Source organism: Arthrobacter sp. S2(2024), assembly GCF_036662515.1.
Taxonomy (GTDB): Bacteria; Actinomycetota; Actinomycetes; order Actinomycetales; family Micrococcaceae; genus Arthrobacter.
In genome coordinates, this window is record NZ_JAYKZI010000016.1 from 25,383 (window position 1) to 43,540 (window position 18,158).

Here is an 18,158-nt window from a genome sequence, read left to right on the forward strand (position 1 = left end):
CCACGCGATAGGGGTTGAAGAGTCAATTATCCAACGCTTTGCGAAGCGGATTCGGGCCGGTCAAGCGCCCGGTTCCCCACCCAAAATGGCCCGGACCCAGGCATGCGCGGATGCGAACGCGGCGTCGGAGGTATGCGGAGCCACGAAGGCTTTCTGCTCGTCCGCCCGCGCATAAGACCCCAGGAAGCGGGTGGCCGGGCTGATCCGGTGCAGGCCTGCCAAGGCGTCGGCTACCCGGGCGTCCGACGCGTGGCCGTCGGCGTCGATACTGAAGAAATAGTGACCCAGATACTGGCCTGTGGGCCGGGACTCGATACGGCTGAGGTTGACTCCGCGGGTGGCAAACTGGTCCAGTATTTCCATCAGGGCGCCCGGGCGGTCTTCGGGCAGGGGCACGACGACGGTGGTCTTGTCGGCACCCGTGCGCTCAGTCAGTGCGCCGGGACGGCTGACCAGGACGAAGCGCGTAACCGCGCCGGGGTTGTCTCCAATGTTCTCCGCAAGGATATTCAGTCCCGGCCGCTCGGCCGCGACAAGGGGTGCGCAGATGGCGGCGTCATAGTGCACATCACCCTCGAGAAGCCCGACGGCGGCCGCTGCCGTAGAGGATCCCGGCACATATTCCGCATTTGGGATATTTTCGTCGACCCACAGCCGGCACTGGGCCCAGGCATGGCCATGGGTGGAGACCCGGCGGATGTCCGAGATCTTCACGCCGGGCCGGGCAACCAGCACGAACGTGATGGGAACGAGGGCTTCGCGGATGATCCGCAGCTCGGTTCCGGTGGCAATAGCATCCAGGGTGGCGGTCACTCCACCTTCCACCGAGTTCTCGATCGGCACCATGGCCGCATCCGCCTCGCCTTGGCGAACCCTCTCCAAAGCCGTGTTCACATTGGTGCAAGGGACCCTGTTGGCATCGGCCGCTCCGGGGACCTGCAAGAGGGCAGCCTCGGTAAAGGTGCCTTCAGGACCGAGGAACGTGTAGGTGAGCACGGATCCCGACATGTATATATTCCTTAGGTGTTATGCGTTGGGGCTACAGGACGACCGGCTTGAGGCCGTTCTCAGATACCATCGGGCGGCCGGTCTCGAACCACATGTCCATGCCTCCGGCTATATTGGTGGCGGTGTAACCCTGCCCCACCAGCCACTGGACCGCCCGGTAGGACCGTCCGCCCGTACGGCAGATGACATACAAGTCATCGTCAGGATCAAGCTCGTCAAGGCGCGCCGGGATCTGGTCAAGCGGAATATGCAGCGCACCCTCGGCGTGGCCCGCTACCCATTCGTAATCCTCCCGGACATCCAGGATTTTCGCGTCGGCCGGAACATCGCCGACAGGCACGGTCTCGAAATCGCTCACGTGGGTCCCTTCCAGTTGATTCAGATCTCCAATCCAGCCTACCGTTGCAGGGACCGAGACCGCTCAAGGCAAAAGGAGGCGCCATGGCTGCCGACGGGCCCACCATCCTGGCAACCTCCGGTGGCTATAAGTCCGGGCATCGCACCAGGATGGAGTTCGACCTCCTGGTTCACCACGCCGTCGAACTCTCCGGGGTCAGCGGACGTGCGCCGCGAGTGGCGCATATTGGGACGGCCTCCGGAGACCAGCGTTGGTTCGCCGCGGAATTGGACCAGGCCGCCCGGGTTTCGGGCTTCGATTTCAGCCACCTGAACCTTTTCACGATGCCCAACTACGGCGATCCCGAGGCCTACCTTTTGGAACAGGACGTGGTGTGGGTCAACGGTGGTTCCGTGGTCAATCTTCTGGCCGTATGGCGCGCCCACGGACTGGACAGCATCTTGAGGCGCGTCTGGGAACACGGTGTGGTGCTGGCAGGGGTGTCCGCGGGCTCGATTTGTTGGTTCCAGGGCGGCACTACGGATTCGTACGGCCCTGAATTGCGCGCTGTGACCAACGGACTGGACTTCCTCCCCTACGCCAACGGCGTCCATTATGACTCCGAGCCGGGCCGCCGCCCCCTGGTCCACCAGTTGGTGGCGGAAGGCGTGCTGGGCGAAACGCACTGCACCGACGACGGCGTCGGGCTGGTTTACAGGGGCACGGAACTTGTGGACGTGGTTGCCGAGGTCAGGGGCAAGGCTGCCTATCGCGTCACCGCGACTTCCAGCGATCCGGCCGATAGCGTTGCCGTGGAAGAGCGCTTGGAGGCCCGCTTCCTTGGCTGACATCCACGAGCTCGGCGCGGCCGGGTTGCGCCAAGCCTTGGCCGCCGGCGAGCTCTCGGCAACCGAGGTGGCGGAGCACTTCCTCGCGAGGATCGGACAGCTGAACCATACGCTGGGCGCCTTCGTCACGGTGACGGCGGACCAGGCCATGCTCGACGCCGGGGCCGCGGACGCAACCTACGTCCGCCGACGCAGCGGTGGCCCGGAGCTTCCCCTCCTGCACGGCGTGCCGCTGGCTTTCAAAGACCTCACGGATGTTGCCGGAGTAGTGACCACCCATGGCAGCGGTGCCCTGGACCGGAAGCCCGCCCCGGAGGACGGAGCCCTTGCCGCAACGCTCAAAGGCGCGGGTGCCATCTCACTGGGCAAGACTCAGGTTCCGGAATTCGGACTTACGGCCTACAGCGAAAACCGCATCGCACCGCCGTCGCGCAATCCATATGCACTGAGCCGCAGCTCCGGCGGCTCTTCCGGAGGCAGTGCTGCCGCGGTTGCGGCGGGCTTGGTTCCCTTCGCGCCCGGGAGCGACGGCGGCGGATCCATACGTATTCCCGCTGCGGCATGTGGACTGCTGGGGTTGAAGCCGGGCCGCGGCCTGGTGCCGGCCGGCGAGAGCGTCGGGGACGCGGCACGCCTGGTGGTGGCCGGCCCCTTGGCTCGCTCCGCGGAGGATGCCGCTCTCATGATGGATGCCCTGGTGCCACCCGGAATCCGTCCGGAAGGGGGCTACCTTGCGGGCCTCGAGGAGGCTCCCGGCGCATTGCGCATCGGCGCGAGCCTGGACAGCCCGTGGTCCACCACTTTCCCGTTCACCCCGGAGCGGGAAGCCCTTGATGCCTTCGCCAAAGGCATCGCACTGCTGACGGACGCGGGCCATTCAGTGCTGGATGCCGAGGTCCGTTATGACAATCGCTATCCGGAAGCGTTCACCACCGCCTGGACTGCCGGCGTTGGGAGCGCCCGGATCCTGCCGCAGCGCGAAGCCCTGCTGACCCCGCTGACCCGGACCTTCCGGCGTCGGGCGCAACAGCGGAGCGCAGCCAAGGTCAACGAAGCGCTCGGTTTCCTGCGGCAGTTCACGCACGATACCGTCACCCAGTACGCGCAGTGGGACCTCGTCCTGACGCCGTCGCTGGCACAGACGCCACGGCCCGTGGGCTGGTTCACCGGCACAATGCCCGGAGGCGAGCAATGGCCGGCCCCCGACTGGCCAGGCGACGCGGACGACGACTACCGCAAGCAATGCGAGTTTGCGCCCTGGTCCTCAATGGTGAACGTGTGCGGCCTGCCGGCGATCACCGTGCGGGTTCATTGGACCGGCCCGACGCCCGGAACGGGGCTTCCGATGGGCATCCAACTCATCGGAAAACCGGGATCCGAGCTGCTGCTCCTGCGGCTCGCGAGGCAGCTTGAGAGGCAGCAAAAAGTGGCGCCCCACCCCGGCAAATAGTTGCTCGAGGCATCTAAATGATGTGACAAATGCGCTCAGTCAATGTCACCATGGATCAGATGAGCACAACTCTAGACACGCGGACGCCCGCCAAAAACGCGGGCGATACGTCATTTTTCGGCCACCCAAAGATGCTGGCCAGCCTCTTCTCCGTAGAAATGTGGGAACGATTCTCCTTCTACGGCATGCAGGGCATCCTGCTTTACTACATGTACTTCACCGCGGACCATGGCGGACTCTCGATCGACAAATCGCTCGCCGCCGGACTGGTTGGCGCGTACGGCGGAGGCGTGTACCTCTCCACGATCCTGGGCGCCTGGTTGGCGGACCGGCTTTTCGGCTCCGAACGGGTACTTTTCGGTTCCGCCATCATGATCATGACCGGCCACATCGCACTTGCGCTCCTGCCCGGGATCCCGGGCCTGGTGGCGGGCCTCGTGCTGGTGGGTATCGGATCCGGCGGCCTCAAGGCGAACGCAACAGCGCTGGTCGGCACCCTCTATGGGGAGAAGGACGAATGCCGTGACGCCGGCTTCTCCATCTTCTACATGGGCATCAACCTCGGCGCCCTCATCGGACCGCTCGTGACCGGCTGGCTGCAGGAAAGCAACGGCTTCCACTGGGGCTTCGGCGCAGCCGCAATCGGCATGGCGATCGGCCTGGTCATCTACGCACTGGGCCGCAACAAGCTCCCGGAAGAAGCACACCGCGTTCCAAACGTCCTTCCGTCAGCACAGCGGAGCCGTTATGGGCTCATCTTCCTCGGCATCGCCGTCGTGATCGCCGTGCTGCTGATAACCGGCGTGGTGAATCCCGGCAACCTGGCCAAGAGCATGGCATACGCCGCCATTGTCGCCTCGGTCATCTATTTCACGCTGATCTTCAGAAGCAAGAAGGTCACGCCGTTTGAGCGCAAGCGTGTTGTCGCATTCATTCCGCTGTACATCGCGTCTGCAGCGTTCTGGGCACTCTTCCAGCAGCAGTTCACGTTCATTGCCGTGTACTCGGAGGAAAAACTGGACCGCAACCTCTTCGGATGGGAAATGCCGGCGGCCTGGGTACAGTCCATCAACCCTGTATTCATCATCGTCTTCGCAGGCGTCATGGCTGCCCTCTGGACAAAACTTGGTCCGAAGCAGCCGGGATCCCCCATCAAGTTCGCTGCCGGACTCTTCGTCATGGGACTGGCATTCCTGGCCTTCATCCCCTTGTCCGGCGCAGGAAAAACCCCGCTGCTTGCGCTCGTGGGAATCCTGTTCCTCTTCACCTTGGCGGAACTGTTCCTGTCCCCCATCGGCCTGTCCGTGAGCACCAAGCTGGCCCCCAAGGCCTTCCACACCCAGATGGTGGCCCTGTTCTTCCTCTCGGTGTCTCTCGGCACCGCGTTGGCGGGCATCCTGGCCGGCCTGTACAACCCTGACAACGAATTGCCGTACTTCCTGGGCGTCGGCGGCACGGCGGTTGTGATCGCTGCTGCCTTGGCGGCCGGCTCGCCCGCCATCAAGAAATTGATGGGCGGCGTGCGCTAGTCACGTAACCGAGCTGGAGCGCGACGGCGGCCGGTGCGTTCGGCGGGTTTCCCGCCAGGCGCACCGGCCGCCGTCGTTGTCGCTAGTAGTTGTAGTTGTAACGCGAAGCCGTGGCGGCAAAAATCGCGACAAAGACCCAGAAGATCGTCACGGCAACAATGCCCAGGTATCCCAGTACAAGGCCCGCGATGGCCATGCCCTTGCCGGCCGGTTCCTTCCTGAGGGCCATGTGGCCGAGGATCACCGCGGCAATCTGGGGCAGGACGAAGAAGCCAAGGCCCACGAAGACCGCGATCCCGCAGCACATGCTCGCAATGCTCAGGCCCTTCGGCTCGACCGGCATGCCGTAGTAGGCGGGCTGGCCATAGGGACTGGCCGGCTGCCCGTAGCCAGGCGGCCCTTGGGGAGGTTGTTGACCATACGGCGAAGCGGGCTGGCCGTAAGGGCTGGCCGGCTGCTGGCCATAGGGCGGCTGGACGTACTGAGCCGGACCACCCTGGGGCTGTTGCGGCTGTGGCTGGCCGTAGGGGCCGGAAGCCGCCGGCGAGGCAAACGGCTGCTCGCCGTACGGGTTCTCACCGGCCTGGGGTGCGGGCGGAATGTACGACGGTGGCTCGTAGCCCTTGGGCGGTTCGTCACCCTCGGGAGCGTTCTCGGGTTTAGCTGGCTGGTCGGTCATGGAATATCCCCCTTGCGAGTCTTTGTGCCCAGCCTACCGCCGAGCGAAGGCGCACATAAGCTCGCAGAGCCCCGGCTCCGCAACGCCATGCCGCACTCCGGTAAACGGGCAGTGAATCTTCGTCGATCATGCGGAAATACGAAGTCACAGGCCCCGCAATAGTCGGTTTTCTCTTCTAGCGCACCGGGCGGTCTGGCATGCTGGGTCAATGGCTAGCCGTGCGGGCACTGTTGCCCTTCCCCAGGACCTTGTAGACATCACCGCTCTTCTTGACGCGTACTACGACGTGACGCCGGATCTTAGTGATCCCGCACAACGCGTTGCCTTCGGCACCTCCGGGCATCGGGGGTCGAGCCTCAAGGCCTCATTCAATGAAGGGCATATCCTCGCCATCACCCAGGCGATCGTGGAATACCGCGCCGGGCAAGGCATCACCGGCCCACTCTTCCTGGCCAAGGACACCCACGGGCTCAGCGAACCGGCGCAGAATTCCGCCCTTGAGGTCCTCGCCGCCAACGGTGTCAACGTACTGATCGACGCGCGCCACGGCTACACGCCCACCCCCGCCCTGAGCCATGCGATCCTGAAATACAACAACGAAGCCGGCCCCGGGCAGCCCCAGGCAGACGGCATCGTGGTCACCCCGAGCCACAACCCTCCGGCCGACGGCGGTTTCAAGTACAACCCCCCGCACGGCGGCCCTGCAGACACCGACGCCACCGGCTGGATCGCCAACCGCGCCAACGAGCTCCTGGAAAACGGGCTGCGCGGCGTCAAGCGGATTCCGTTGAACGACGCCCTCAAAGCGGATGGCACGGGCAAGTTCGATTTCCTGAGCAGCTACGTGGACGATCTCCCTTCCGTCCTGGACCTCGATGCGATCCGCACCGCCGGCGTACGCATCGGCGCGGACCCCATGGGCGGCGCATCCGTGGACTACTGGGGTGAAATCGGCGAACGCCACCAGCTCGACCTGACCGTGGTCAACCCCACCGTGGACCCGCAGTGGGCTTTCATGACCCTCGACTGGGATGAGAAGATCCGCATGGACTGCTCCTCGCCGTCGGCCATGGCCTCACTCATCAAGCGCATGTCGGATAGTGCTTCGGCCGGAACGGGCGCCTTCGACGTTGCCACCGGAAACGACGCCGACGCCGACCGCCACGGCATCGTGACGCCCGACGGCGGCTTGATGAACCCGAACCACTACCTCGCCGTCGCGATCGACTACCTATACCGCAACCGCACAGGCTGGAACCCGGAGTCCGTCGTCGGCAAGACCCTTGTCTCCTCCTCCATCATCGATCGCGTTGCCGCGGGGCTGGGCCGCAAGCTCGTGGAAGTTCCCGTGGGCTTCAAGTGGTTCGTCCCCGGCCTGCTCTCGGGCGAGGGTGCCTTCGGCGGCGAAGAATCCGCGGGCGCCTCCTTCAACAAGCGCGACGGAAGCGTCTGGACCACCGACAAGGACGGCATCCTGTTGGCCCTCCTGGCATCGGAGATCACGGCCGTCACCGGCAAGTCGCCGTCGCAGCTCTACAAGGGCCTCACGGACCAGTTCGGCGCGCCCGTCTATGCCCGGATCGACGCCGCTGCGACGCGGGAGCAGAAGGCCAAGCTCGGCAAGCTCTCCGCCGCGGATGTCACAGCCACCACGCTGGCGGGCGAGGACATCACCGCCAAGTTGACCGAGGCTCCCGGCAACGGCGCCTCGATCGGCGGGCTCAAGGTTGTCACAGAGAACGCCTGGTTCGCGGCCCGTCCGTCGGGAACCGAGGACGTCTACAAGATCTACGCCGAGTCCTTCAAGGGAGCCGAGCACCTCAAGCAGGTCCAAGAAGAGGCCAAGGCGCTCGTGGACGGCGTGATCTCCTAGACCTCGCTAGTTTGGCTCCGCCGGGGGGCGCCACACTTTCAGGATCCGCCGGATCGTGTGGTTGCCTTCCGGCGCCATGTCCACCAGTGCGATCTGATCGAGCACGACGGCGTCACCCGGCTTGGGGCGCTTGCCGTCGTGATGCGAAATGTGCGGACGGTAGTTCTCCATGACGTATCGCGGGGTTGCCGCGCGCCCGCCGACACTCTCCATGGCTTCGAACAGTTCCTCATGCAGACCCTGCAAAAGGGGATGGTGTTCCACCAGGCTGACCGGGATGGACCCTTGGTGACCGAATCCGGCGTCGGGCCCCACCGTCAGTTCAGCCCCGAGGGCGCCCATCGCGGGGGCCGTCACAAGCTCGCTGAGGCGCGCGGCGACGTCGACACCATCGGAGGGCTCGACGTCGAACCTCAACAGGGTGATGTGCAGCGGCCAGTCACTGCGTGGGAAGACGAGCCCGTCAGCCACGGCTTCGACGAACGCCACGAGAATGAGGTTCCGCATAAGGAAATTTTGCCACCGCGACGCCCTCCCCCGGCGACGATCAATCCCAAAGGTGAGCGAGGGTCGCTCGAAAAGGCGCTAAAGGTGAGCGAGCGTCGCTCGAGGACAAACGCCCGCTCAGATATACCGCCCCAACCACCAACGCCCGCTCAGATATACCGCCTTAAGCGCGAACGCTCGCTCACAAGAGTGAGCGAGCGTCGGCGGAAAAGGCCCTAAAGGTGAGCGAGGGTTAGACGGTGCGGACGACGTCGTCGTACGCGAACTTCGGCTTGGCTTCACCGAAGGCGTCCGGCCCCGGCTGGCCGATGTTGACCACGAGGAAGCTCTTCTGGTCACCGGCGGGGAAGAATTCGGCGTCGATCGCGGCGAAGTCGGCACCGGTCATGGGGCCGGCAGCGAAGCCGAGGGAGCGGACGGCAAGGATGAAGTAGCCGGCCTGCAGGTGGGCGTTGTTGTTGCCCGTAGTTGCGGTGAACTCGGGGTTGGCGTCATACATGGCCTTCGGGGCAGAGTAGACCGGGAGGAACTTGTCCCACTGCTCGTGCCAGGCGGTGTCGTAGGAGAGCACGGCGACCAGCGGAGCAGAGGCGGTCTTGGCCTTGTTGCCCGGAGAGAGGGTCTCGACGAGCTTGGCGCGGGCCTCGTCCGAACGGACGTAGGTGACGCGCAGCGGCTGGGAGTTGAACGCTGTCGGGCCGAACTTGGTCAGTTCGTAGATGGCCTGTGCTTGCTCCTCCGAGACCTCACCGGCAAAGGAGTTGGCAGTGCGGGCTTCGGCAAAGATGGCGTCGACTGCTGCGGCGTCAATCACTGCTTCTTCGTGGGCGATCGTCATTCGCGTACCTTTCGCTGTGCCCGCAGCCATCGACGGCCGGGCGCTTATGCTTTCCATGGTTGCAACTTCAACTTCCCTCCGCCTCTTCCCGTGAAGCCACGTGACGTTCCACACAGCGGAATCGGCAGGCCGTACGGGCGGTAAGGTTGCACCCGGACAATCACAACTTTCAGGGAAGGCTCCCGCAGATGAGCATGCTCGGAACCAAATGGAAGCTGCACGGCAACGGCAAGACGATCCGGCCGGGACACGTGGTGGCACCCGAGGAGCGGCTGGCATGGCCGCTGACCATCGGCGTCGGCATGCAGCACGTCGTCGCGATGTTCGGAGCCACCTTCCTTGTGCCCATCATCACGGGCATGCCACCGGCCACCACACTGCTCTTTTCCGGCATCGGCACCCTGTTGTTCCTGGTCATTACCAAGGGGCGCGTACCGAGCTACCTCGGTTCGAGCTTTGCCTTCATCGCCCCCATCCTGGCGTCCCAGCAGCAGTTCGGCGTTCCCGGCGCGCTCGGCGGAGTGGTGCTTGCCGGCGTCGTACTGGCGCTCGTCGGCGCGGTGGTGCAGAAGTTCGGCGCTGAGTGGATCAACCGGACCATGCCACCTATTGTCACGGGCGCGATCGTCGCCCTGATCGGCCTCAACTTGGCGCCAGCCGCAAAAGCCAACTTCGATAAGGCCCCCGTCACCGCCCTCGTGACGCTGGTGACGATCATCCTCGTGAGCGTCCTCTTCCGCGGCATTCTGGGCCGCCTGAGCATCCTGGTGGGCGTGGTGGTGGGCTACCTCACCGCCATGACGCGCAGCGAAGTGGACTATTCCAAGATGGACGCGGCGTCGTGGATCGGCCTGCCGCACTTCCAGACTCCGGAGTTCCACCTCGGCGTCGTGGGCTTGTTCGTGCCGGTCGTCCTGGTGCTCGTGGCCGAGAACGTAGGGCACGTGAAGTCCGTGGCCGCGATGACGGGACGCAACCTCGACGACGTCTCCGGGCGAGCGTTGATGGCCGACGGCGTCGCGACGGTCCTCGCCGGCCTCGGCGGCGGCTCCGGCACCACCACCTACGCGGAGAACATCGGCGTCATGGCGGCGACGAAGGTCTATTCGACGGCGGCCTACTGGGTTGCCGGTGCCTTCGCCATCCTCTTGAGCTTCTCGCCCAAGTTCGGCGAACTCATTGCCACCGTCCCCCCCGGCGTGCTGGGCGGTGCCGCGACCATGCTCTACGGGATGATCGGCGTCCTGGGCGTGAAGATCTGGGTGCAGAACAAGGTCAACTTCTCCAACCCGATCAACCTGACCACAGCCGCCGTCGCACTGATTATCGGGATCGCGGACTATACGTGGACCATCGGCGAACTGAAGTTCACGGGCATCGCGCTGGGTTCAGCCGCTGCCCTGGCGGTCAACCACGGCATGAAGGGCCTGGCCCGTTGGCGCGGGACGGTTGCCGAGCCGGAGATGGAGACGGCGGGACTGCCGCCGGCGGCCAAAGCAGCGATGAACGCCGCGGCAAAGAGGAGTGGGAAGAAGCGGTAAGGGGCCGCCCAGCGCAATTCATGCATTCGGCGGGGAGGGCAACCCTCTCCGCCGAACACAGCTCGCTAGCCGAACACCGGTAGCTATGAGAGGCGCCTACGCACAATATCGCTGACCGCCTTGCCGTCGAAGCGGCCGGCGACCTTTTCGGTGACCGGTTTCATGACATAGCCCATGTGCATCAGGGACAGCTCCACGCCTTCGGCCTTGAGTGAGGCGATGACCTCGTCAACGATGGACTCGACCTCGGCGGCGGTCAGTGGTTCCGGCAGGTAGGCCTCGATGACCTCGGCATCCGCAATCTCCGTGGCGGCCCGCTCGGACTCTCCGGCCTCCTCGTAGAGGCGGGCGACCTCGTGATATTGCGCGGCCTCTTTCTGCAACATGGCGGTGATCTGGGCGTCGTCCAGGTGGATCGGCGCCTGTCCGGCTTTCTCACGGGTATCGATCTCGCTCAGGACGTTGCGCGTAGCGTTCAGGGCTACGCGGTTGCCATCCTTCATATGGCTGACGACGTCTGCGTGCAGCCGCTCTTTCAAGGTGGACATGGTGTGCTCCTCGATTCGATGGTGCCGTGCTGGCCGGCTGCCAGCCCGGCAGGCGGTGACGGCGTCCCGGGCGGGGTCGTCGCATCGTGGATGCATGGCAGAAGTCAGAGCCATGCTTTGTAGGTTAATTATCTGCCCGGACGACGCCGAGTAACCCCGCTGGGCATGTCCCTGGGTGGACGGGAGCCTAGACCCCTTCCAGCACCTGGCTCGTGGCCCACGCGAGGTACTTGGCTGCGTTCGCCACAGCGTCGGCAACATCCGGCACGCCGTCCCGACGCTGTGCGACGTCGAGCAACTGCGCCGCGGCCACCACGCCGTGGCCGGCCAGTTCCTCCGGTGTCACCAGGATCCGGCCCGCCACCACAATCACCGGAATTCCATGCCCTTGGGCGGAATCCGCGAGAGCGATGGGTGCCTTGCCGGTCAGCGACTGCGAGTCCATGGATCCTTCGCCGGTGATCACCAGGTCAGAGCCGGCGAGCTGTTCGGGAAGCCCAGTCAGGCCCGCCACCAGGGCGAACCCGCCTTCCAGCGTCGCTTGGGCGAAGGCCAGGAACGACGCCGGGAATCCTCCAGCCGCTCCGGCCCCGGGAACGTTGACGTCGTGACCGCCCGCTTCCCGAAGCAGCGACGCCCAGTTGCGCAGGCCGGCGTCGAGCAGCTCCACCGCGTCCTCGTCCGCCCCCTTCTGCGGGCCGAAAACATGCGCGGCGCCGTCGCTGCCATAGAGCGGGTTCCGGACGTCGACGGCGATCCGGAACCTCACCGCGGTCAGCCGCGGATCCAGCCCGGAGACGTCGAGGGATACGACGTCGGCGAGCGAGCCTCCGCCGAGTGGAACCACGTTCCCGGCCGCGTCCAGGGGCTTCAGCCCGAGCGCACGCAAGGCGCCGCTGCCGCCGTCGGACATCGCGGAACCACCCACGCCGAGCACGATCTCGGTGGCTCCGGCGTCAAGGGCGGCGGCGATGAGCTGGCCGCAACCGTAGCTGTGGGCGCGCAGGGCGTTTTCCGGAGTCGGCTCCATGTGTGCCAGTCCGGAGGCTTGCGCCGTTTCGATCACCGCAGTGGCTCCGCCAAAGGCATTTTGCCGGATGGCCCACGCAGCGCCTACCGGCTTGAGGATGGGACCGACGACCGCATTGATCCGCTCTTCGTAGCCCGCCGCCACGGCTGCTTCCAGTGTTCCTTCGCCACCGTCGGCGATCGGAAACTGCGTCACCACGGCGTCCGGATAGACGCGCAATGCCCCCTCGGCCATCGCTGAGGCTGCTTCGGCGGCGGTGAGGGAGCCTTTGAACTTGTCCGGGGCAATCAGGATGCGCATGTTCCCATCCTGCCAGCGGGGCTAAGCTTTTCGCAGATTCGTGCGCGGAGATGTCGAAAACAGCCGGCGCCGTTCGTATAGAGGGTGAGACGCGGGCACGGTGCCGGCGCCACATCCCAAGGAGGAACAGTCATGCCACGTTATCTGCTCAGCATCTACCAGCCCGACGGCCCAGCCCCGGAGCCCGAAGTCCTCAACAAAATCATGGCCGATCTTGACGTCCTGAACCAGGAAATGCGCGACGCCGGCGCCTGGGTTTTCACGGGTGGCCTGCACCCCGCCAGTACCTCCACAGTGGTGCGTGTGAACGACGGCGAGGTTCTCACCACGGACGGCCCCTTCGCTGAGGCCAAGGAACACGTGGGCGGCCTGTGGGTGATCGAAGCCCCGGACCTGGACGTGGCACTTGGCTGGGGACGCAAAGCCGCCCAAGCCACCACGCTGCCTATCGAGGTCCGGCCGTTCGCGGGCTACCGGGAATAGTTTCCCCGTGGTCCATATTTCGGAGATCGCACGAATATTCCGTGAAGAGTATGGACGATCCGTGGCGGTCCTGGTCCGCGTTCTGGGCAGCATCGACGCCGCCGAGGACGCGGTCCAGGACGCCTTCACCGAGGCCGTGGCGCGCTGGCCCGACGACGGCCTGCCGCCGAGCCCAGCGGGCTGGATCATCACCACCGCCCGCAACCGGGCTATCGACCGGTTCCGCCGCGAGGCCTCCGGTAGGGAGAAACTCGTCCAGGCCGCGATCCTGCACGGTGATGAACACAGCGATGAACCCGAAGAGGTGGATACCGTGGAGGACAACCAGCTCCGGCTGATCTTCACCTGTTGCCACCCCGCCATCAACCGGGCCGCGCAGGTGGCCCTGACACTCAAGCTCCTGGGCGGGCTCACCACGGCGGAGATCGCCCACGCTTTCCTGGTCCCCGAGGCAACCATGGCCCAGCGCCTGGTGCGGGCGAAAGGGAAGATCCGCGACGCCCGCATCCCCTACCGGGTACCGAGCGGCGCCGAGCTTCCTGAGCGCTTGAAGTCGGTGCTGGCCGTGGTCTACTTGGTCTTCAACGAGGGCTACGCTGCGAGTTCAGGGGCTGGGCTGGTGCGCGAACACCTCTGCCACGAGGCTGTTCGCCTCGGCCGGCTCATCATGGAACTCATGCCTGATGAGCCCGAAGCCAAAGGCCTGTTGGCCCTCATGCTTCTGCTCAATGCCCGCCGTGACGCCCGGACGACTCCCGACGGCGGCCTGGTGCTCCTCGCGGACCAGGACCGCAGCGTCTGGGACAAGGACCAAATTGCGGAAGGGCAATTATTGGTGCGGCAATGCCTGAAGCGGAACCAGCCCGGACCGTACCAATTGCAAGCCGCCATCAACGCGGTCCACAGCGACGCCGCACAGCCCGCAAGCACGGACTGGCGGCAGATCCTGGCATTGTACGGACAGCTCCTGGCCATGGAGCCGACGCCGGTGGTCGCCTTGAACAGGGCCGTTGCCCTCGCGGAGGTGGAGGGACCCGCCTCGGGTCTTGCCGCCGTCGACGTCCTTGAACTGGGCAACTACTATCTTTTCCACGCAGTGCGGGCGGATCTGCTCCGGCGCCTGGGACGCAACAATGAAGCTGCCGCCGCCTACCGGGAAGCGCAGGAGCGCACGGACAACGACGCCGAGCGAGACTTCCTGGCGTCACGCATCCGGGCGCTCACCACCACTGGCCCCGGACCTGCAGCACCGACTTCAGACCATCCGCTCGGTCGGTGACGATCCCGTCCACGCCCATATCAAGCAACCTGGCCATCTCGGCCGGATCATTGACCGTCCAGACGTGAACCTGCAGCCCAAGCCGATGCGCCCGCCGCAGGAAACCGGGGGTCACAACGGCCAGGGGTCCGTAGCGGACCGGCACTTGGAGGGCATCGACGTCGTGCAGGATCTTCCGCAGCCAGCGCTCGGGAAGAAACGGTCCCAAGAGGGTGAAGGCGGCGTTGCAGGCGATGCCTGCCGAGGACGCCGTGCGACGGCGGAGCAGGCGCAGGACGGCCCGACGCCGGCGATCTGAGAAGCTCGCGATCAGCACCCGGTCATGGGCGTCGAGTTGTTCAATGACTCCAGCGAGGGGTTTGACGGTATGCCAATCCTTGACATCAATGTTCAGCCGCGCCTCGGGAAATTCCTTCAGGACATCGGCCAAGTGGGGAATTGCTTCGCGGCCACCGATCCAGGCCTTGGCGATCTCGGCGGCACTGAGACTGGAGATGGAGCCATGGGCATCCGTGACACGGTCAAGGGTGTCGTCGTGGAAAAGGAGCACCACGCCGTCGGCAGTGGCGCGGGCATCGGTTTCAAGATGCGTGAAGCCGAGCTCAAGCGCCGCCCTGAATGCCGCGGCCGAGTTCTCAAGGCCATCCGGCGAAAATCCGCGGTGCGCGAACGCAAGCGGAGCGGATTGTCCGTCCGGGCGGCTGAAGAAAGGCAAATTCGGGCTCACACGGGTAGCGTAACCCGGCTGCGCCTCCCGCGAGCCCGTCAGGATTCCTGCCGGACGATCTCCACGCCGTCGCCGCAGTGCACCAGCGTGCGGCCGCGGCCGCCGTCGAGGTTTACCCAGACCACGCTGTGGTCACTCGACACGGCGTCCACCTGGCCGGGGTTCTCAAACCCCGGCGCAAGCTTGACGCTCACGCGGTCTCCGCGGCGCAATTGCTTCCAATGTTCAGCCGGCACTGCGCGGCGAACGGGGGCCTCGGGCCACCCCGTCGTCTTTCTCTTGGCCATCATGTCCCCTGTGATCGGCATCGAATACGACAAGAGACTACGAGGAGTAGTTGAACGGCAGTTGGACTGAAGCTGTGTAATGGGTGAGCGGTCCCAACCAACTAGCAATTGTTGTCGTTTAGAGGCCTGAAAACGACATTAACTGCGAGTCGGTTGGGACCGCCGGCTGGGAGGTGGGCCTAGATGATGGCGGCGCGCAGTTGCTTCGCGGCCAGTGCGGGGTCGTCGGCACCGTAGATGGAACCGCCGACGACGGCGACATCCGCTCCGGCGCGCTGGACGGCTCCGATCGTGGACAGGTTCACGCCACCGGCCACCGAGAACGGCACGCGGGCTTCCTCACCGGCGCTCAGGAGCACATCCAGGTTGTAGCCCGGCTTTGCCTGCTCGTCGAGGCCGGCGTGGAACTCGATGAACTTGGCACCGAGGGCCCGGGCTTCCTTGGCACGGGTTACTTTGTCCGCAACGCCGATCAGGTCAACCACGATGCCCTTGTTGTGGGCCTTGGCGGCCTTGACAGCACCCGCGATGGTGGAGTCGTCTGCGCCGCCAAGCACGGAGACCAAGTCTGCGCCCGCCTTGAAGGCGATGTCGGCTTCAAGTTCACCGGCATCCATGGTCTTGAGGTCGGCAAACACGACCTTGTCCGGGTGGGCATCCTTGATGGCCGTCACCGCGGACAGGCCTTCGCTTTTCACGAGGGGGGTGCCGAGCTCGATGATGTCCACGTATTCGGCGACCTTGCCGGCGATCTCGAGGGCGGCTTCGGTGGTGAGGACGTCGATAGCGACTTGCAGCTTCATGGAGGGATCTCTTTCTGTCGTTTGTTGTGGTGTTGGTGCGGTGAAAATCAGGGGCTATTCGAGGTTGGCGTGGCGGAGCCAGAGTTCCTCGGCCGGGGTTGCATCGTTGTCCCACAGGGCCTGGAAGACGGCTTCGGCAGCGAGGAAGAGCACCTGCTCGAACAGGCTGCCGGAGTATTGACGCGACAGCGTGGAACCGTGGTCTGTCTTCTGCGCCGCCGGAATGATGACGACGACGTCGGCCAGTTCCGCGAGCGGGGACGCGGCATTCGTGGTGTACACGGCGATCCTGGCGCCGGCTTTGGAGGCAGTCTCGGCGGCGCGCACGACGCCGGAGGTCGTCCCGGAGCCCGAGGCGAGCAAGAGGAGGTCGCCCGAGCGGATGGCCGGTGTGGTGGTGTCCCCCGCGATGTGCACGTCGAAGCCGAGGTGCATCAGCCGCATCGCAGCCATCCGCAGGACGAGGCCGCTGCGGCCGGCTCCTGCAACGAAGATCCGGCCGGTGGCCGAGTTCCCGGCAGTCTGGACTTCCGTGGCCAGGCTGGACAATTGCCGAAGGTCCACTTCAGCTGCCGTTTCCGCGATCTCGCTGCCCACGAGGGCCAGGCTTAGCTCGACATCCGGGCTTGGGTCGACGTCCGATACGGCCTGGACGGCCTCTGCGGTGGTGGTCATGCGTTGCCTCCTGCTCAGGTGAATGCTCCGTTTGAATCAATCCTTCAGGACTGAACGGGTAGGCGTAACGCTGAACAAGGGCGGTATTAGCTACCCGTTTGGGTAGTAGGCGGACGGCGCGAAGCGCTAAAGTGGCGGGATGACCTCAAGCCGATGGACCCTTCTCGAGGCAGTCGCTGAACTGGCCAACGCACCGCTCACGAACATCGCCGAGAGGCTCCGTGAAGCGACGCTTCCGTACGTAGGCAGCAGCGCGCTGGTGATCTTCACCGAAGATTGCACCGGCCGGCCCCAGAAGAAAGCCGGGGCAGAGGGCATCATCAGCCGCGTCTCCATTCCCGAGTTGGATCAACTGCGGACCCGGGTCACGGAAGGCGAGGTGTGGCACGGGGAAGCGGCCATCGCCGGCGAGCAACGGCCTGTTCTTGCATTGACGTCCGAGAGCAATGCGCTGCTGACCCTCACTGAGCCGGCCCTGCCCGAAGAACCGTTGGAGCGCGCGTCGACCCTGCGGATGCTTGACTACCTATGGCAGCTCACAGCGCGGCGCATCCAGGAGAAGGTGGCGGACGCGCCGCCGTCGTACCTTTTGGAATCCCGCGCGGCGTCAGCCGAGCGGCTCCGCGTCACGGCCGAACTCGTGGACAGGCATTCGACCACCCTGGAGACACTTTTGGCGGCGTTGCGATCGAGCGCCCTGGACGATGCCACTGCCAGAAAAACCGTCACCGACCTGGCCGCTACCTCGCTGGTCAGTCTCCGGACGCTCAGCGACCGCACCACAGACCTCGTCGAAGAGCCGGTGGCCAAGGCGTTCGAACGGCTGCGGGAAGACCTGCGGCCGCTCATGCACTTCAGCGGGCTCGACATCCAGTTCATCGAGCCACCGGTCAACGGCCGTGCCTTGCCCGGCGAAGTTGCCCACGCCTCCAGGGCGATCGTGCGGGGACTGGTGCTCGCCATCGTGGAGCAGCCCGCAGTCAGGCGCGTGCGGGTGCAGTGGGACTGTGACGGCGTGAACCTCCTCATCAACGTGCGCGACGACGGCCTAGGCGAACTGACGTCGGATTCGCCCAACATTGCCCGGCTCAACAACAGGGTGGCAGCGCTGGACGGCCGAATGAACATCGAGGTCATGGCCGGCTGGGGAGCCGACGTGCAGGTGGTCCTGCCACTGGACCCTCCATCAGCCCCGGCGGGCGACATCGGTGGATGGGGCCTGGCCGAGCGAGAAATGGAAGTTCTTCAACTGTTGGCGGCCGGGCAGCGCAACCGGGCCATCTCCGCCAAGCTGCACATCAGCGAAAACACCGTTAAATTCCATGTCAGGAATATTTTCAGGAAACTCGGCGTGGGTTCACGAACAGAGGCGATTGCCTTGGCGCACAGCCACGGACTGCGGGCGCCGAACTAGCG

Annotated in this window: 19 protein-coding genes; 8 read left to right on the top strand and 11 right to left on the bottom strand. The window is 65.1% G+C overall.

Translation table 11 applies throughout. The features are described 5' to 3' along the window. Positions 1–60 precede the first annotated feature (60 nt). Both pheA and VLA65_RS19785 read right to left on the bottom strand, forming a co-directional pair. Positions 61–1,008 carry a prephenate dehydratase gene (pheA, locus tag VLA65_RS19780; RefSeq protein WP_306964385.1) on the bottom strand — a complete coding sequence of 316 codons (948 nt, stop codon included), beginning with the start codon at positions 1,006–1,008 and terminating at the stop codon, positions 61–63. Positions 1,009–1,039: 31 nt separating this feature from the next. Next, on the bottom strand, positions 1,040–1,366 hold the full coding sequence (locus VLA65_RS19785; protein WP_059388916.1) for a rhodanese-like domain-containing protein: 327 nt from the start codon (positions 1,364–1,366) through the stop codon (positions 1,040–1,042). Positions 1,367–1,449: 83 nt separating this feature from the next. On the opposite strand from VLA65_RS19785, the gene VLA65_RS19790 reads away from it, so the two are divergent. Genes VLA65_RS19790 through VLA65_RS19800 form a run of 3 tightly spaced genes read left to right on the top strand, consistent with a single transcriptional unit; the run spans position 1,450 to position 5,172 of the window. Further along, positions 1,450–2,193 (top strand): peptidase E, encoded by a 744-nt coding sequence (locus tag VLA65_RS19790; RefSeq protein ID WP_284990213.1) that lies wholly within the window; start codon positions 1,450–1,452, stop codon positions 2,191–2,193. Continuing rightward, the gene (locus VLA65_RS19795; protein WP_332603471.1) at positions 2,186–3,643 is read left to right on the top strand and encodes an amidase; all 1,458 of its coding nucleotides are present in this window, start codon (positions 2,186–2,188) and stop codon (positions 3,641–3,643) included. Before VLA65_RS19790 ends, VLA65_RS19795 begins: the two co-directional genes overlap by 8 nt. 50 nt (positions 3,644–3,693) lie before the next feature. Continuing rightward, complete coding sequence (locus VLA65_RS19800; protein WP_442880343.1) at positions 3,694–5,172, top strand: peptide MFS transporter; 1,479 nt, start codon at positions 3,694–3,696, stop codon at positions 5,170–5,172. 82 nt (positions 5,173–5,254) lie between these two features. Here the strand turns inward: VLA65_RS19800 and VLA65_RS19805 are convergent, their stop codons facing one another. Then, a complete protein-coding gene (locus tag VLA65_RS19805) occupies positions 5,255–5,851 on the bottom strand; it encodes a DUF4190 domain-containing protein (RefSeq protein WP_059388913.1) in 597 nt (198 codons plus the stop codon). Positions 5,852–6,059: 208 nt separating this feature from the next. Between VLA65_RS19805 and pgm the strand changes: the two genes are divergently transcribed. Further along, a complete protein-coding gene (gene pgm, locus VLA65_RS19810) occupies positions 6,060–7,724 on the top strand; it encodes a phosphoglucomutase (alpha-D-glucose-1,6-bisphosphate-dependent) (RefSeq protein WP_332603473.1) in 1,665 nt (554 codons plus the stop codon). Between the two features lie 6 nt (positions 7,725–7,730). Here the strand turns inward: pgm and VLA65_RS19815 are convergent, their stop codons facing one another. After that, entirely contained in the window at positions 7,731–8,231 is a 501-nt protein-coding gene (locus VLA65_RS19815; protein WP_332603474.1) for a 2'-5' RNA ligase family protein, read from the bottom strand. Between the two features lie 232 nt (positions 8,232–8,463). After that, positions 8,464–9,069, bottom strand: coding sequence for a malonic semialdehyde reductase (locus VLA65_RS19820; RefSeq protein WP_332603475.1), 606 nt, complete (start codon positions 9,067–9,069; stop codon positions 8,464–8,466). 188 nt (positions 9,070–9,257) lie between these two features. On the opposite strand from VLA65_RS19820, the gene VLA65_RS19825 reads away from it, so the two are divergent. Next, entirely contained in the window at positions 9,258–10,610 is a 1,353-nt protein-coding gene (locus VLA65_RS19825; RefSeq protein ID WP_332603476.1) for a uracil-xanthine permease family protein, read from the top strand. Between the two features lie 83 nt (positions 10,611–10,693). Here the strand turns inward: VLA65_RS19825 and VLA65_RS19830 are convergent, their stop codons facing one another. Together VLA65_RS19830 and VLA65_RS19835 are read right to left on the bottom strand one after the other, a co-directional pair. After that, positions 10,694–11,158, bottom strand: a complete 465-nt coding sequence (locus tag VLA65_RS19830; RefSeq protein WP_284990207.1) for a GatB/YqeY domain-containing protein — start codon at positions 11,156–11,158, stop codon at positions 10,694–10,696. A gap of 187 nt (positions 11,159–11,345) precedes the next feature. Next, positions 11,346–12,488 (bottom strand): glycerate kinase, encoded by a 1,143-nt coding sequence (locus tag VLA65_RS19835; protein WP_306964375.1) that lies wholly within the window; start codon positions 12,486–12,488, stop codon positions 11,346–11,348. Between the two features lie 132 nt (positions 12,489–12,620). Here VLA65_RS19835 and VLA65_RS19840 point away from each other — a divergent pair, with 132 nt between their 5' ends. Together VLA65_RS19840 and VLA65_RS19845 are read left to right on the top strand one after the other, a co-directional pair. Next, positions 12,621–12,971, top strand: coding sequence for a YciI family protein (locus VLA65_RS19840; RefSeq protein WP_284750952.1), 351 nt, complete (start codon positions 12,621–12,623; stop codon positions 12,969–12,971). Between the two features lie 7 nt (positions 12,972–12,978). Then, complete coding sequence (locus VLA65_RS19845; protein WP_332603477.1) at positions 12,979–14,250, top strand: RNA polymerase sigma factor; 1,272 nt, start codon at positions 12,979–12,981, stop codon at positions 14,248–14,250. On the opposite strand, the gene VLA65_RS19850 is transcribed toward VLA65_RS19845, so the two are convergent. From VLA65_RS19850 to hxlB, 4 genes are all read right to left on the bottom strand, one after another. Next, entirely contained in the window at positions 14,192–14,977 is a 786-nt protein-coding gene (locus VLA65_RS19850) for a glycerophosphodiester phosphodiesterase family protein (RefSeq protein ID WP_332603478.1), read from the bottom strand. The genes VLA65_RS19845 and VLA65_RS19850 overlap by 59 nt on opposite strands. Before the next feature lie 38 nt (positions 14,978–15,015). Next, entirely contained in the window at positions 15,016–15,264 is a 249-nt protein-coding gene (locus tag VLA65_RS19855) for a hypothetical protein (RefSeq protein ID WP_284990232.1), read from the bottom strand. A 179-nt stretch (positions 15,265–15,443) separates the two neighbouring features. Further along, positions 15,444–16,067: a 3-hexulose-6-phosphate synthase gene (hxlA, locus tag VLA65_RS19860; RefSeq protein WP_059388908.1), complete on the bottom strand. Its 624-nt coding sequence runs from the start codon at positions 16,065–16,067 to the stop codon at positions 15,444–15,446. Positions 16,068–16,121: 54 nt separating this feature from the next. Continuing rightward, positions 16,122–16,742: a 6-phospho-3-hexuloisomerase gene (gene hxlB / locus VLA65_RS19865; RefSeq protein ID WP_284988614.1), complete on the bottom strand. Its 621-nt coding sequence runs from the start codon at positions 16,740–16,742 to the stop codon at positions 16,122–16,124. 139 nt (positions 16,743–16,881) lie between these two features. On the opposite strand from hxlB, the gene VLA65_RS19870 reads away from it, so the two are divergent. Further along, positions 16,882–18,156 carry a helix-turn-helix transcriptional regulator gene (locus VLA65_RS19870; protein ID WP_059388906.1) on the top strand — a complete coding sequence of 425 codons (1,275 nt, stop codon included), beginning with the start codon at positions 16,882–16,884 and terminating at the stop codon, positions 18,154–18,156. Positions 18,157–18,158 lie beyond the last annotated feature (2 nt).

Bases quoted from the DNA above. Each gene is read 5' to 3' on its own strand.
- hxlB (WP_284988614.1), bottom strand. From the start codon at position 16,742: ATGACCACCACCGCAGAGGCCGTCCAGGCCGTATCGGACGTCGACCCA.
- VLA65_RS19840 (WP_284750952.1), top strand. From the start codon at position 12,621: ATGCCACGTTATCTGCTCAGCATCTACCAGCCCGACGGCCCAGCCCCG.
- VLA65_RS19825 (WP_332603476.1), top strand. From the start codon at position 9,258: ATGAGCATGCTCGGAACCAAATGGAAGCTGCACGGCAACGGCAAGACG.
- VLA65_RS19855 (WP_284990232.1), bottom strand. From the start codon at position 15,264: ATGGCCAAGAGAAAGACGACGGGGTGGCCCGAGGCCCCCGTTCGCCGC.
- VLA65_RS19835 (WP_306964375.1), bottom strand. From the start codon at position 12,488: ATGCGCATCCTGATTGCCCCGGACAAGTTCAAAGGCTCCCTCACCGCC.
- VLA65_RS19820 (WP_332603475.1), bottom strand. From the start codon at position 9,069: ATGACGATCGCCCACGAAGAAGCAGTGATTGACGCCGCAGCAGTCGAC.
- pheA (WP_306964385.1), bottom strand. From the start codon at position 1,008: ATGTCGGGATCCGTGCTCACCTACACGTTCCTCGGTCCTGAAGGCACC.
- VLA65_RS19870 (WP_059388906.1), top strand. From the start codon at position 16,882: ATGACCTCAAGCCGATGGACCCTTCTCGAGGCAGTCGCTGAACTGGCC.
- VLA65_RS19815 (WP_332603474.1), bottom strand. From the start codon at position 8,231: ATGCGGAACCTCATTCTCGTGGCGTTCGTCGAAGCCGTGGCTGACGGG.
- VLA65_RS19790 (WP_284990213.1), top strand. From the start codon at position 1,450: ATGGCTGCCGACGGGCCCACCATCCTGGCAACCTCCGGTGGCTATAAG.
- VLA65_RS19830 (WP_284990207.1), bottom strand. From the start codon at position 11,158: ATGTCCACCTTGAAAGAGCGGCTGCACGCAGACGTCGTCAGCCATATG.
- pgm (WP_332603473.1), top strand. From the start codon at position 6,060: ATGGCTAGCCGTGCGGGCACTGTTGCCCTTCCCCAGGACCTTGTAGAC.
- hxlA (WP_059388908.1), bottom strand. From the start codon at position 16,067: ATGAAGCTGCAAGTCGCTATCGACGTCCTCACCACCGAAGCCGCCCTC.
- VLA65_RS19800 (WP_442880343.1), top strand. From the start codon at position 3,694: ATGGATCAGATGAGCACAACTCTAGACACGCGGACGCCCGCCAAAAAC.
- VLA65_RS19805 (WP_059388913.1), bottom strand. From the start codon at position 5,851: ATGACCGACCAGCCAGCTAAACCCGAGAACGCTCCCGAGGGTGACGAA.